This is a genomic window from Polynucleobacter sp. MWH-P3-07-1 (genome assembly GCF_018687555.1).
In the GTDB taxonomy this organism is placed as follows: Bacteria; Pseudomonadota; Gammaproteobacteria; order Burkholderiales; family Burkholderiaceae; genus Polynucleobacter.
In genome coordinates this window covers 1529360-1543620 of record NZ_CP061296.1, presented here as the reverse complement: position 1 = coordinate 1543620, position 14261 = coordinate 1529360, and the positions used below count along the sequence as shown (strand labels likewise).

Sequence of the window (14261 nt, the reverse complement as noted above, 5' to 3'; positions counted from 1 at the left end):
TATATGCCGTCAGTTCTTCAATTAACTCTCATCTTGTTGGCCTTTGGGGTGGCCGGGGTTCTTATTTTCCGCTATTTTGGCCTACCCCCTATTTTGGGCTATTTGGCGATAGGGGTGCTGATTGGTCCCAATGCCCTGGCCTTAGCGAACGACTCGGCCACAGTCAAGTATCTAGCCGAGTTTGGGGTGGTTTTCTTAATGTTTTCGCTTGGTCTAGAGTTCAACCTCCACCGGCTGCGCTCGATGCGCAGAATCGTATTTGGTTTAGGGGCGAGTCAGGTCATTTTGACCATGCTTTTGGCGGTACCAGCGAGTCTCCTGATGAACTGGATTTATCCCATTTCTTGGCAGGCAGCGATTGCGCTTGGAGGTGCCTTAGCGATGTCGTCGACCGCAATTGTGACAAAGCTTATTGCGGATCGATCTGAACTCGAGACTCAGCATGGGCGAAACGTCATTGGTATCTTATTGTTTCAAGATTTAGCAGTTGTCTTCCTGCTGATTTTGTTACCTTCCTTAGGTAAAAATCCCAAAGATCTGATTTTTGCCCTCTCGACTGCCGGCATCAAGATTGCGATTGCCTTATTCCTCATTTTTTATATTGGCCAAACCGTCATGAGCCGTTGGTTCAGATTGGTAGTCAAGCTGAGATCGCAAGAGTTGTTCATGTTGAACCTCTTACTGATTGTGTTGGGAATGGCAGCGTTAACTGAGCATTTTGGTTTGTCATTGGCACTCGGCGCATTTCTTGCAGGAATGTTGATTTCAGAAACACCGTTTCGTCATCAGGTGGAAGAAGATATCAAGCCTTTTCGCGATGTGCTCCTCGGACTATTTTTTATTACGATCGGTATGCTGCTTGATTTCAAAGTCATTCAGGCGCAATGGGTCTTGGTCTTAGCATTGCTTGTTGGACCCTTAGTATTTAAGTTCGGGTTGATTGCTTTGCTCTCACGCGCTTTTGGTTCGAGCCCTGGCATCTCAATACGCACCGGATTATGTTTGGCCCAAGCTGGTGAGTTTGGTTTTGTGTTGCTGAATCAAATTGATGGTCTTGACTTGATCGATCCTGCCTTAAGTCAGGCGGTATTGGCTGCCATGCTGCTCTCAATGTTTGGCGCTCCCTTCTTAATTCAATATAGTGACCGCATTGCAATGCGTTTCTCAAGCAATGAGTGGCTCTTGCAATCCTTGGCCTTAACTCAGCTTGCAGCAAAGAGCGTCCGCACCACGAATCACGTATTGATTTGTGGTTTTGGTCGATCGGGACAAAGCTTGGCAAGGATGCTGGATCAGCAAAAGATTCCGTATCTTGCTTTGGATATGGATCCTGATCGAGTGAAGGAGGCTGCCGCTGCCGGAGATAACGTAGTTTATGGTGATGCCAGTCGAGAAAATTACCTGACTGCCGCCGGCTTATCAAAAGCAAAAGCAGTAGTGATTACTTATGCTGATACCCCAGCGACCCTCAAGGTATTGCATCAGGTCGAGCGCTTGCGCCCTGGCATGATTGTTTTAGTACGCACTAAAGATGACGCCGATTTAGGTAAGTTACAAGCTGCTGGCGCTACTGAAGTAGTTCCCGAACTCATCGAAGGCAGCTTGATGATGGCATCCCATGTCTTGTTAATGATGGGCATTCCATTGCGTAAAGTGGTGCGGCAAATCACAAGCGCCCGTGAAGCTCGCTACAGTTTGTTGAGAGGGTATTTCAGGGGCTCCGTAGAAACTGAATCAGAGCCTAATGAATCTTGGCGCTTGCAATCGATCACACTGTTGCCAGAGTCAGCCAGCGTAGGCAAGACCTTGGAGGAGCTTCATCTTGAAAATGAAGGTGTAAGCGTGCAGGCGGTAAGACGTAAGATGGGCGGCATGGATTACATCAAACTCGAATTAAGCCCAGAGCTCCGCTTACAAGCGAATGACGTCTTAGTGCTCTCAGGAAACCCAGAGGCAACGGATTTAGCCCAAGCTAAATTAATTTAGCAAACTGCAGTTTCGAAATCTGGCTATTTCTTTTTAGCTGGAGGATTTTTACGCTTCAGTAGTGGTGCTAAGTAGTGGCCAGTGAAACTAGCACTGTTTTTGGCAACATCTTCAGGACTTCCGGTCGCAATAATTTGTCCACCACCTGCGCCACCTTTGGGTCCAAGGTCAATGAGCCAATCCGCTGTTTTAATGACGTCTAGATTATGTTCAATGATCACGATCGTATTGCCCTGTTTCTTGAGTGTCTGAATCACCGTCAGCAAAAGTTGAATGTCATGGAAATGTAGGCCGGTAGTTGGCTCATCCAAAATATAGAGTGTTCTACCCGTGTCGCGTTTCGATAACTCTAAAGAGAGTTTTACACGTTGGGCTTCACCACCAGACAAGGTGGTAGCACTTTGACCTAACTTGACGTAACCCAAGCCGACATCGAGTAAGGTTTTGAGCTTACGTTTAACAACCGGCACAGCTTCAAAAAACTCATGCGCTTGCTCAATGGTCATTGAGAGCACTTCATGAATATTTTTTCCTTTATAGCGAATATCCAAGGTTTCACGGTTGTAACGTTTGCCATGACAAACATCGCATGGAACATAGACATCAGGTAAGAAGTGCATCTCTACTTTTAATACGCCATCACCCTCGCAGGCATCACAGCGTCCGCCTTTGACGTTGAAAGAGAAGCGACCGGCTTCGTAGCCACGTTCACGCGCTGAGGGTACGCCAGCAAAGAGTTCACGAATCGGCGTAAAGAGGCCCGTATAGGTTGCAGGATTCGAGCGCGGTGTTCTACCAATCGGGGATTGATCAACGCTAATGACTTTATCGAAGTGCTCAAGTCCTTTAATCGAATCGTGCGCAGCAGGTTCAGCTGTAGAGCCATACAAGTGTTGTGCGACTGCATGATGCAGAGTGTCATTAATGAGGGTCGATTTACCCGACCCTGATACACCAGTAACACAAGTCAGCAAACCTACCGGAATCTTGGCATGAACAGACTGTAAATTATTACCCCGGGCACCGAGGATTTCTAAGTAGCGATCATCGGGTTGAATTCGTTTTTCTGGAACGGCAATGGCTTCTCGTCCCGAGAGATAGGCCCCAGTGAGTGATTTAGGGTCTGCCTCAACTTGAGCAGGCGTGCCTTGTGAAACGATTTCACCGCCATGAACTCCAGCACCTGGACCAATATCGATCACATAGTCCGAAGCACGAATCATATCTTCGTCGTGCTCAACTACCAGCACGCTATTACCCAAGTCTCGTAAGTGTTTGAGGGTGCCAATTAAGCGATCATTATCACGTTGATGTAAGCCGATAGAAGGTTCGTCTAGGACATACATCACGCCCGTGAGGCCGGAGCCAATCTGTGATGCGAGTCGAATGCGTTGCGCTTCTCCACCGGAAAGGGTATCTGCGCTGCGCTCTAAAGAAAGATAATCTAAACCGACATCATTTAAGAAGCGTAGACGTGAACCGATTTCTTTAACAATCTTGTCAGCGATTTCTCTTTTGGCACCTTTTAAGGTGAGTTCTTCAAAATATTCTTTAGCTTCTTTTAAAGGCAGTGCGCTGATTTCATAAATCGCGCGCGATTGTTTGCCGTCACCGACCTTAACAAAGCGTGCCTCTTTACGTAAGCGACTTCCACTGCAATCGGGGCAGGAGCGCATATTTTGATAACGTGCGAGCTCTTCTCGAACTGCCATCGAGTCGGTTTCGCGATAGCGTCTTTCAAAGTTCGCTACGATCCCCTCGAAAGCGTGCTCCCGAATACTGGGTTTGCCACGCTCATTGATGTATTCAAATGGAATCTTGTCTTCCCCTGAGCCCATGAGAATGAGGTCTTGGGCTTTCTTGCTCAATTTATCAAAGGGCTTTTCAAGATCAAAGCCACCATGTTTAGCAAGTGTCTGTAATAGTTTGAAATAGAACTGATTACGCCGGTCCCAGCCTTTGATTGCACCAGAGGCTAAAGATGATTCTGGGTGAGCAACAATTCGCTTTGGATCAAAGAAGGAGATATGACCCAGACCATCACACGAAGGGCAGGCACCCATCGGATTGTTAAACGAAAAGAGGCGCGGCTCAAGCTCTTGAAGAGAATAAGAACAAATCGGGCAAGCAAACTTGCTTGAGAAGATCATCTCTTTGCCAGTGTCCATATTGACAACCATGGCCTTGCCTTCTGCTAAGCGGAGGGCAGTCTCAAAAGATTCCGCTACACGTTGCTGGATGTCAGGCCGCACTTTGATGCGGTCAACTACTACCTCGATGGAGTGCTTATCGTTTTTCTTGAGTGAAGGTAGTTGGTCTACTTCAAAGATTTCGGCTTTAGCAGTATTAGTCGTGCCACCACCAGAGCGAACTCTAAAGCGCACAAAACCTTGAGCTTGCAGATCTTGGAATAAGTCAACAAATTCGCCTTTACGCTCACTAACCACAGGAGCCAAGATCATTAACTTCGTATCTTCAGGCATCGACAAGACGGTATCTACCATTTGCGAAACACTCTGTGCTTCTAAAGCCAAATTATGTTCTGGGCAATGGGGTGTGCCTGCTCTAGCAAATAGCAAGCGTAAGTAATCATGAATTTCTGTAACGGTACCCACTGTAGAGCGGGGGTTATGGCTAGTCGCTTTTTGTTCAATCGAAATTGCTGGAGAAAGACCCTCAATCACATCGACGTCAGGCTTTTCCATTAACTGTAAAAATTGACGGGCATATGCCGAAAGAGACTCAACATAGCGTCGTTGACCTTCGGCATATAGGGTGTCAAAGGCGAGGGAGCTTTTGCCAGAACCAGATAGGCCGGTCAGGACCACCAGTTTTTCTCTGGGAATATCCAGATTGATATTTTTAAGGTTGTGCGTGCGTGCGCCGCGGATTTTAATTTCGTTATTCATGATTTTTTTGGGTAACTTGTTAATATAGCCTTTTCTTATGAATCCTTCTGAACTTCGCTCCACTCTGGCCTTGGCAGGCATCTTTGGCCTTCGAATGCTAGGTCTATTCCTGCTTTTGCCAGTTTTTAGCGTCTATGCCCATGGCCTTCCTGGCGGTGAGCGGGCACTTTGGGTTGGTCTTGCCCTGGGAATCTTCAATATTGTTCAGGCTTGTCTCTACATTCCTTTGGGGCGCCTCTCCGACCGTATTGGTCGTAAGCCTGTGGTTTTCTGGGGCTTATCTTTATTTATTGCTGGTGCTTTGATCTGTTCTGCAAGGGATGATCTGCTCTGGATCGCCATTGGTCGGGGCGTGATGGGGGCGGGGGCGATTTCAGCTGCAATCTCGGCCTGGGTCGCGGATTTAACTCGTGAGCAAGTCCGCACCCGCGCTATGGCCCTAGTTGGCGGGAGTATTGCATTGTCCTTTGCCCTTTCTTTAGTCATTGCAGCCCCCCTTTATCGCCTCATTACGATGCGCGGAATTTTTATTGTCTTGGCAGGCTTGGGTGTCATGGCGATGCTGGTTACCCACTTTGTCTTGCCGAACTCGAAACCTGAACCCCAGGCGCAGTCTGCCTCTTTACGGGAGGTTTTTTTTCGTCCAGAGCTCATGCGTTTAAATGCGGGGGTTTTTGTTCTGCACGCCACCCAAGTGGCAATGTTCTTGGTGGTGCCCCGTCTACTGGTTCAGGCTGGCTTGCCACTCTCCTCGCATTGGGAAATTTATTTACCAGTAGTACTACTTTCTTTTGTCATCATGGCACCCATTTTAATTTTGGGAGAAAAGAAACATCGCTTGCGGACTGTATTGATAGTAGCTATTGTTTTACTGGTCATTGCTGAAAGTATTTTTACGAGTGTAACTTCAATTTCAGTCATTGCTACTGCGCTTGTGATTTACTTTGTAGGCTTTAATTTATTAGAGGCACTGCAACCTTCGCTGGTTTCTCGTTTTGCTAAAGAATCCAAGGGAACAGCCCTAGGGGTTTACAACACCACCCAATCTATTGGCCTATTTAGTGGAGCCGTGCTAGGGGGCTATTTAATGGATAGCCTTGGCACTTCCTCAGTCTTTGCGGCGGGCGCTGGCCTCTTAATTTGCTGGCTTATAATTGCTTGGTCAATGCAGGAATTGCCCGCCAGATCAGCTGATAAGGCATAAGCTGCAGAGATAGCGCCTAAGCTTCATCATTTTTTAACAGCGGTATTTTTCTTCGGGAGACAACATGGCTTCGGTAAATAAAGTCATCATCGTGGGTAATGTAGGACGTGACCCAGAAACGCGTTATATGCCTAGTGGCGACGCGGTAACCAATATCTCAGTAGCGACTTCAGACCGTTACAAAGACAAACAAACTGGTGAAATGAAAGAGACCACAGAATGGCATCGTGTTGCATTCTTTGGCAAGCTTGCAGAAATCGCTGGTCAGTATTTGAAAAAAGGTTCACAAGTGTACGTAGAGGGTCGCTTACGCACTCGCAAGTGGACTGATGCGAGTGGTCAAGAGAAATACTCTACAGAGATTGTTTCTGAAACCATGCAAATGTTGGGTGGTAAGCCAGTAGGCGGTAGCGAAGGTGGCGAGAGCTACAGTCGTTCAAAGTCTGTTGAGTCTTCTGCACCGGCAGCATCTTCCAATGCCGCCTCTTTAGGCGCAATGGACGACGATATTCCGTTCTAAATTGAATTACTGTCTGGCGTGGCGAGTGTTGTCAGGCCAGACAGCGTTGTGATCGGTGCGGAAGGGGTTAATGTCTAAGCCACCTCTTCGTGTGTAGCGAGCATAGACAGATAATTTCTCTGGCTTACACTGCTGCTTGATGTCACAAAAAATCGTTTCTACACAATGCTCATGAAATTCCCCGAGCTGTCTAAAGCCAATTAAGTAGCGCAGCAAGCCCTCTTCCAAAATGGGTCTACCTTGATACCGAATTTGGATGCTTGCCCAATCGGGCTGGCCTGTAACGGGGCAGTTGGATTTGAGTAAATGGGAGACTAAACACTGCTCAACCGGACTAAAGGATTCATTAACACTTAATAAGCTGGGATCGGCACTCGCTCCAGGGTCTACCTCGATATCTAGCCGATCTAATAAGACCCCACCCATTTCTTGCATACCTTTTTTGGCAATCGCTTCAGTTGGGTTGATGCGAGTGATGACTTTACTTCCAGCTACTGCTGATAGGTCTGTGATTAAGCGTTCACGAACGGCATCTTCGCTTTCGAAGTGTGCGCTATTAAGACTGTTGAGGTAAAGCTTGAATGATTTCGACTCAATCATATTGGGTGAGTCTGCAGGAATCTGGAACTCAGCCAAAGCGATTTGAGGTTTGCCTTTGGGATTGAGCCAACTGAGTTCAAAGGCATTCCAAATATCGACCCCCATAAAAGGAAGTGGAGCATTTTCTTGGATGCTGAGTTTTGCGCGATTGACCGAGCGTTGAATCGGAAAAAGTAAACTTGGATCGTATTGATTTGGATAGGGCGTGCTCTTGCCGAGTTGTAATGAATTCATTTGATTAATCTTTCGGCCGATTAGAGACGCCAGATACAACATGCCCTGTAGGCGCAACTGAAGCGGCTGATTGGCAGTGACCTGTTTGGTCGTCAAAAAAGAAATCAGGCTCAAACTCTCGGAGAAATTCACTCTTAGTAAGGCCGCCTAAAAACATGGCTTCATCAACATCGATACCCCACGCCATCAGAGTACGAATCGCACGTTCATGGGCGGGTGCAGAGCGTGCAGTAACTAATGCAGTGCGAATCCGCATGCCTTTTTCGCTGGTAGAGCGCTGAAGGCGATGCAATGCTTCAAGCAAGGGTTTGAAGGGGCCAGGAGGCAGCGGGATATCTGCTTTCTTACTTTCATGGTCGACAAACGCTTCGAGGCCTTTATTCTGAAAGACTTGCTCGGCTTCATCAGAAAAGAGCACTGCATCACCGTCAAAGGCGATACGAATTTCGTTGGGATGGGATTCCGCTGTTTTGCTGGACTCCGGATACACCCGTGCCGCTGGGAAGCCAGCATCAATGGTTGCCCTGACATCATCCTCATTGGCAGACAAGAAAAGATTGGCCTTCAAAGAGCGCAGGTAATGGTAAGGAGGTCTACCTCTGGTAAATACACCGCGCTCAAGATGCAAGCCATGATGCTCTGCAGAGCGGAAGACCCGTAAACCACTGACTGGATCATTACGTGACAGAATGACTACCTCAACTCGTTGCTCACCTTCCTCATTGAAGGCGAGGAGTTTCTTAACTAGCGGGAACGCTACACCAGTCTGTGCAGCCTGGGAAAGTCGATCCAGCTGGAGCTTCATATAGGCGCTGTCATCACTTGACTCAAAGATGCGATTCTCTTCTTCGAAGTCGAAGAGCGCGCGGGATGAAATTGCGACAACCAGTTTTCCGGTAAGTGAGAAAGACATCTTATTTGAGGAAGAGACGATAAGCTGGATTGTTGGTTTCGTTCCAATGTGGGTAGCCTAACTTTGCCACGAATGATTGGAATTGCTTTTGCTCATTTTTAGGAACTTGAATGCCTACCAAAATGCGTCCATAGTCAGCGCCATGGTTACGGTAGTGGAACAGGCTGATGTTCCAGTTCGGCGCCAAGCTCGTTAAGAATTTCATCAGTGCACCAGGACGCTCTGGAAACTCAAAGCGATAGAGTTGCTCATCCTGAGCGAGCGCAGAGTGACCGCCGACCATGTGCCGCAAGTGAGATTTAGCAAGTTCATCATGGGTTAAATCGATCGTAGCAAACTTCGCCTTGCGGAAATGTTTAGCAATTGCCTCGCTATCCCCGGCCTTTTGTGTACCTATGCCAACAAAAATATGGGCTTGCTTTTGATCTGCGATACGGTAGTTGAACTCAGTCACATTCCGTTTACCGAGTAGCTCACAGAAGCGTTTGAATGAGCCGCGCTCTTCGGGAATTGTGACTGCAAAGACTGCTTCTTTAAACTCACCGACATCAGCACGTTCTGCTACAAAGCGCAGACGGCTAAAGTTCATATTCGCGCCGCAGGCGACTGCCACCATGGTTTTCTTCTTGGTATGGTGCAGTTCAACATATTTCTTGAGGCCAGCAATCGCTAAGGCTCCAGCAGGTTCCAAAATACTGCGGGTATCGGTAAAGACATCATTGATAGCCGCACAGATTTCATCGGTATCAACCGTAATGATTTCATCAACCACTTTCTTGCAGATGCGAAAGGTTTCTTTGCCGACCAGTTTGACGGCAGTACCATCTGAGAAAAGTCCAACGTCTTTCATTTCGATGCGACGATTCGCCTCAAGTGAGCGCTTCATTGCATCTGAGTCCACTGACTGCACACCGATGACTTTGGTTTTAGGGCTTACGGCTTTGACGTACTCGCCAATACCTGCGATGAGGCCACCACCACCGATAGCAACAAAAATCGCATCAATGGGTTTTTCATATTGCTGAAAAATCTCCATGGCAATCGTGCCTTGACCTGCAATGACATCGGGATCATCAAAGGGGTGAACAAAAGTTAATCCCCGTTTTTTTTCCAAGATTTGAGAGTGGGCGAAAGCATCGCTGTAAGACTCGCCGTGCAGAATGACTTCAACCCAAGAGCCACCGCGGGCTTTAACCGCATCAATTTTGAGGCTGGGGGTGGTGACAGGCATCACAATGACCGCCTTAGTCTTCATTTTGGCTGCAGCCAAAGCTACCCCTTGGGCATGATTTCCAGCGGAGGCCGCAATCACCCCCCGTTTTAGTGCTGCTGGGGATAGATGCGCCATTTTGTTGTAGGCGCCCCGTAATTTGAATGAGAAAACAGGTTGGTTATCTTCTCTTTTAAGCAGAACTTGGTTCCCCAAACGCTTGCTCAATTCGGGGGCCAGCTCAAGTTCGGTCTCCCTGGCTACGTCGTAGACCCGGGCAGCTAATATTTTCTTTAAGTAGTCGGTTGCCATCCAATGAGCGTACCACGGTTGGGTTCTAAGCCCTTAGTTTTGCTGGGGTTTATAGACTTCCTCAACATCTTTTTAGGTTTCCTGCCAATATCAGGGATGCTCTATTAAAATGCTTCTTTAACGAATATCACACCATGAATGCTCCACTAGCATTAAATCAGTTATTTGAAGCCGACGAGGGCTCACCCCGTCTGCGTGAAATACCTTACAACTACACCTCCTTTTCTGACCGGGAAATCGTCATCCGAATTCTGGGTGAGGAGTCTTGGCAGACCCTCAATGAACTCCGTGGAGTCAGAAAAACAGGCCGTTCTGCACGGATGTTGTTTGAGGTTCTGGGGGACATTTGGGTGGTGCAGCGCAACCCCTTCCTGCAGGATGACTTATTAGATAACGCGAATCGTCGCCAGATGCTGACTGATGCGCTGTGGCATCGCCTTGGCGAGGTCAAGAAACGCGCTAGCGGAGAGTCTGCCCCACAAGTACAACTCCTGTTAAATGCCGCACATCGTGCCGTTGAGAATTTTGAAAATGGTTTTAAGGAGGTCGAGCGGATTCGTAAACAGGCGCGCAAAGTGCTGGGCCGCTTTACCGCTTCCGACAATATTTGCTTTGATGGTGTTTCTCGTGCAGCGCACGTCACCGATGCTACCGATTGGCGTGTTGAGTTTCCGCTGGTAGTGTTGAAGCCTGACTATGAATCTGAAATTCCAGGCCTTGTCAAAGGATGTATTGAGCTTGGCTTAACCATTATTCCTCGCGGAGGCGGCACTGGTTATACCGGCGGCGCAATTCCGCTGTATGCATTGTCTGCAGTCATCAACACAGAGAAGCTTGAGCAGATTGATAGCGTCAAGAGCAAACATTTACCTGGCGTTTCAAAAGAAGTTCCAACGATATTTACTGGCGCTGGCGTAGTGACACGCCGCGTTGCAGATGCAGCAGAACACGCTGGTTTGGTTTTTGCAGTTGACCCCACTTCAGCTGATGCAAGCTGTATCGGCGGCAATATTGCGATGAATGCAGGTGGTAAGAAAGCCGTCCTCTGGGGTACTGCTTTAGATAATTTAGCCAGCTGGCGCATGGTTGATCCAGAAGGTAATTGGCTGGATATAGAACGTTTAGATCATAACCTCGGCAAGATTCATGATGCTCCCTTAGTGCGCTTTCAGTTGACCTGGTCTGATGGTTTGAGTGAGCCTGGGAAACGTATTCTCAAAACTGAAATCATTGAGTCTGAGGGTAAGCGTTTCCGTAAAGAAGGTTTAGGCAAGGATGTGACTGATAAGTTTTTATCAGGATTGCCTGGCGTTCAAAAAGAAGGTTGTGATGGTTTGATCACAAGTGCAACTTGGATCTTGCATCGCATGCCGAAATATATGCGTACCGTATGCTTAGAATTCTTTGGCCAAGCGCGTGAGGCGATCCCAAGTATTGTTGAAATCAAAGCCTACTTAGATGGTTTGAGTAAGCAGGGTGGACCGATCTTGGCAGGTCTCGAGCATCTAGATGATCGCTATTTGAAAGCTGTTGGTTATTCCACCAAATCCAAGCGTAATAGTCTTCCCAAAATGGTTTTACTGGGCGATATTGCTGGTGACGATGAAGAGGCAGTAGCGGCGGCCACTAGTGAAGTCGTGCGCATGGCTAATCTTCGAGTCGGCGAGGGTTTTGTCGCTGTGAGTCCTGAGGCTCGGAAGAAGTTCTGGTTGGACCGAGCTCGTACTGCAGCAATCGCACGCCATACCAATGCGTTCAAGATTAATGAGGATGTAGTGATCCCCTTGCCGCGCATGGGTGAGTACACCGATGGTATTGAGCGAATCAATATTGAGTTGTCCTTAAAAAATAAGTTACAGGTCTTAGATGGTTTAGAGCACTTCTTAAGAAAAAGTGCTCTTCCACTCGGAAAATCTACTGAAGATGATGAAATTCCTAGTGCAGAAATCTTAGGTGATCGAGTTCAGCAGGCCCTTGATCTGATTGCGGGAGTACGTGCACGCTGGTCCGAGTGGCTCACTAAGATGGACACTTACTTTCCACAGCTGCAAGACTATAGTTTGCGGGCATCTTGGAAAACTGAGATTCGCGCTGAGTTGAGGATCATGTTTGGCGGTTTAGCTTTTGAACCCATCTTGAATGAACTAGAAGCAATCCATAAGCAGATTTTGCGTAAGCGGGTATTTGTCGCCTTGCATATGCATGCAGGTGATGGCAATGTCCATACCAATTTGCCGGTGAACTCTGATGACTATGAGATGTTGCAAGATGCTCATCATGCTGTTGATCGCATTATGAAATTGGCTCGCTCGCTCGATGGCGTCATTTCAGGTGAGCACGGTATTGGTATTACAAAATTAGAGTATTTAACTGAAGCCGAGTTAAAAGATTTCCGCGCCTACAAAAATCGGGTTGATCCAGAGGGTCGATTCAATAAAGGCAAATTGATGCCACATGCTGATCTTGGCATGGCATACACCCCAAGCTTTGGACTAATGGGCCATGAGTCCATCATCATGCAGCAAAGTGATATTGGTGCAATTGCCGATAGCATCAAGGATTGCTTGCGATGTGGCAAATGTAAGCCGGTCTGCTCAACCCATGTTCCTCGCGCTAATTTGCTCTACAGTCCGCGCGACAAGATCTTGGCAACCTCCTTATTAATTGAAGCTTTTCTGTATGAAGAGCAAACGCGTCGCGGTGTCTCAATTAAGCATTGGGAGATGTTTGATGATGTGGCAGCCCATTGCACAGTGTGTCATAAGTGCTTAACGCCTTGTCCAGTCAAAATTGACTTTGGCGATGTCACGATGAATATGCGTAATTTGTTGCGCAAGATGGGGCAGCAACGCTTTAACCCAGGCACTGCAGCATCGATGTTGTTCTTGAATGCGACTAGTCCTGACACCATTAATCTCGTACGGAAGACGATGATTGGTTGGGGCTATAAAGCTCAGCGACTTGCTAATGATTTATTTAGTCGGCTGGCTCGCAAGCAAACAGCTCACCCACCTGCAACGGTTGGTAAGCCGAGCATTAAAGAGCAGGTGATTTTCTTTGTGAATAAGAAAATGCCTGGGAATTTGCCCAAGAAGACCGCCCGTGCTCTGCTTGACATTGAAGATGCCAACTACGTACCCATTATCCGAGATCCAAAAACCACTTCTGCTGATACTGAGGCTGTATTTTATTTCCCAGGCTGCGGTTCGGAGCGCTTGTTTTCTCAAGTAGGCTTGGCCACTCAGGCAATGCTTTGGAATGTCGGGGTGCAAACCGTTTTACCTCCAGGCTATCTCTGCTGTGGTTACCCTCAGCGCGGTAATGGCGACTTTGATAAAGCCGAGAAAATGATTACTGACAATCGAGTGCTCTTTCACCGTGTTGCCAATACGCTCAACTATTTAGACATCAAAACTGTTGTAGTGTCTTGCGGTACTTGCTACGATCAATTGGCAGGTTATCAGTTTGAACAAATCTTCCCCGGCTGCCGAATTATTGACATTCATGAGTATTTGCTCGAGAAAGGTGTGAAGCTCTCTGGCGTGACGGGTGTCAAATATATGTATCACGATCCTTGCCATTCGCCGATGAAGTTGCAAGATCCTCTTAAGACTGTGAATGAATTGATTCAGCAAGAAAACGGTAAAGCGATTCCTAAAAATGATCGCTGCTGTGGTGAGTCTGGAACCTTGGCAATTACCCGACCTGATATCTCCACTCAAGTTCGCTTCCGTAAAGAAATTGAAATGGAAAAAGGTGCCAATGCACTTCGCAAGGATGATCCAGCAGTTGATGTGAAGGTGCTGACGAGCTGCCCATCTTGCTTGCAAGGCCTGACCCGTTTTGATGCTGATAGCGGTACTACGGCTGATTACATCGTGGTTGAGATGGCTCAGAAAATCTTGGGCGATGACTGGATGCAAGAATATGTGACTAAAGCGAACCAGGGCGGTATTGAGAGGGTGCTGGTTTGATTATTCCCAATCAAATCGTTTCTCATCAGCAATCCAAAGTCTTGGAGTTGGGTTATGAGGATGGCAGAAGTTTTCGTTTGCCTTTTGAGTTTTTGAGGGTGCATTCACCCTCGGCTGAAGTACAGGGACATGGTCCTGGGCAAGAAACTTTGCAAACCGGGAAGCGCGAAGTGGTGATCATACAAATTGAACCTGTGGGTCATTATGCGATCAAGCCTACCTTTTCTGATGGACATGATTCTGGTTTATTTACCTGGGAATACTTGCTTCATTTGGCTGAGAATCAAGAAAGCTTATGGGTGGAATATTTGAAGAAGCTCGAGGTTCACGGAGTTGAGCGAGATGCGGTAATGAGCTCGGGTAAAGATACCCATTCCTGTGGCAGTCATTAACTATCTA

General features: G+C 47.5%; 9 protein-coding genes. 5 read left to right on the top strand and 4 right to left on the bottom strand.

Features of this window, described 5'->3' with window-relative positions; all coding sequences use genetic code 11:
- Positions 1-3 precede the first annotated feature (3 nt).
- On the top strand, positions 4-1986 hold the full coding sequence (locus ICU98_RS07965) for a monovalent cation:proton antiporter family protein (RefSeq protein ID WP_215352001.1): 1983 nt from the start codon (positions 4-6) through the stop codon (positions 1984-1986).
- Positions 1987-2009: 23 nt separating this feature from the next.
- Here the strand turns inward: ICU98_RS07965 and uvrA are convergent, their stop codons facing one another.
- Positions 2010-4895 (bottom strand): excinuclease ABC subunit UvrA, encoded by a 2886-nt coding sequence (gene uvrA, locus ICU98_RS07960; RefSeq protein ID WP_215352000.1) that lies wholly within the window; start codon positions 4893-4895, stop codon positions 2010-2012.
- Positions 4896-4932: 37 nt separating this feature from the next.
- Here uvrA and ICU98_RS07955 point away from each other — a divergent pair, with 37 nt between their 5' ends.
- Together ICU98_RS07955 and ssb are read left to right on the top strand one after the other, a co-directional pair.
- A complete protein-coding gene (locus ICU98_RS07955; protein ID WP_215351999.1) occupies positions 4933-6099 on the top strand; it encodes an MFS transporter in 1167 nt (388 codons plus the stop codon).
- Between the two features lie 64 nt (positions 6100-6163).
- A complete protein-coding gene (gene ssb / locus ICU98_RS07950; protein WP_215271884.1) occupies positions 6164-6619 on the top strand; it encodes a single-stranded DNA-binding protein in 456 nt (151 codons plus the stop codon).
- 6 nt (positions 6620-6625) lie between these two features.
- Here ssb and queF read toward each other — a convergent pair whose 3' ends face one another.
- The 3 genes from queF to ilvA are packed head-to-tail and all read right to left on the bottom strand — an operon-like array spanning position 6626 to position 9888.
- A complete protein-coding gene (gene queF / locus ICU98_RS07945) occupies positions 6626-7453 on the bottom strand; it encodes an NADPH-dependent 7-cyano-7-deazaguanine reductase QueF (RefSeq protein ID WP_215351998.1) in 828 nt (275 codons plus the stop codon).
- A 4-nt stretch (positions 7454-7457) separates the two neighbouring features.
- Positions 7458-8366 (bottom strand): 5'-nucleotidase, encoded by a 909-nt coding sequence (locus ICU98_RS07940; RefSeq protein WP_215336366.1) that lies wholly within the window; start codon positions 8364-8366, stop codon positions 7458-7460.
- 1 nt (position 8367) lies between these two features.
- Entirely contained in the window at positions 8368-9888 is a 1521-nt protein-coding gene (gene ilvA, locus ICU98_RS07935) for a threonine ammonia-lyase, biosynthetic (RefSeq protein ID WP_215351997.1), read from the bottom strand.
- 134 nt (positions 9889-10022) lie between these two features.
- Here ilvA and ICU98_RS07930 point away from each other — a divergent pair, with 134 nt between their 5' ends.
- Together ICU98_RS07930 and ICU98_RS07925 are read left to right on the top strand one after the other, a co-directional pair.
- The gene (locus tag ICU98_RS07930) at positions 10023-13862 is read left to right on the top strand and encodes an FAD/FMN-binding oxidoreductase (RefSeq protein WP_215351996.1); all 3840 of its coding nucleotides are present in this window, start codon (positions 10023-10025) and stop codon (positions 13860-13862) included.
- Positions 13862-14254, top strand: coding sequence for a gamma-butyrobetaine hydroxylase-like domain-containing protein (locus tag ICU98_RS07925; RefSeq protein WP_215353255.1), 393 nt, complete (start codon positions 13862-13864; stop codon positions 14252-14254). Before ICU98_RS07930 ends, ICU98_RS07925 begins: the two co-directional genes overlap by 1 nt.
- Positions 14255-14261: the final 7 nt, after the last annotated feature.

What these genes read in the sequence shown, in the direction of transcription:
- ICU98_RS07965 (WP_215352001.1), top strand. Translation starts at nt 4, where the DNA reads ATGCCGTCAGTTCTTCAATTAACTCTCATCTTGTTGGCCTTTGGGGTG.
- ICU98_RS07930 (WP_215351996.1), top strand. Translation starts at nt 10,023, where the DNA reads ATGAATGCTCCACTAGCATTAAATCAGTTATTTGAAGCCGACGAGGGC.
- ssb (WP_215271884.1), top strand. Translation starts at nt 6,164, where the DNA reads ATGGCTTCGGTAAATAAAGTCATCATCGTGGGTAATGTAGGACGTGAC.
- ICU98_RS07940 (WP_215336366.1), bottom strand. Translation starts at nt 8,366, where the DNA reads ATGTCTTTCTCACTTACCGGAAAACTGGTTGTCGCAATTTCATCCCGC.
- queF (WP_215351998.1), bottom strand. Translation starts at nt 7,453, where the DNA reads ATGAATTCATTACAACTCGGCAAGAGCACGCCCTATCCAAATCAATAC.
- ICU98_RS07955 (WP_215351999.1), top strand. Translation starts at nt 4,933, where the DNA reads ATGAATCCTTCTGAACTTCGCTCCACTCTGGCCTTGGCAGGCATCTTT.
- ilvA (WP_215351997.1), bottom strand. Translation starts at nt 9,888, where the DNA reads ATGGCAACCGACTACTTAAAGAAAATATTAGCTGCCCGGGTCTACGAC.
- uvrA (WP_215352000.1), bottom strand. Translation starts at nt 4,895, where the DNA reads ATGAATAACGAAATTAAAATCCGCGGCGCACGCACGCACAACCTTAAA.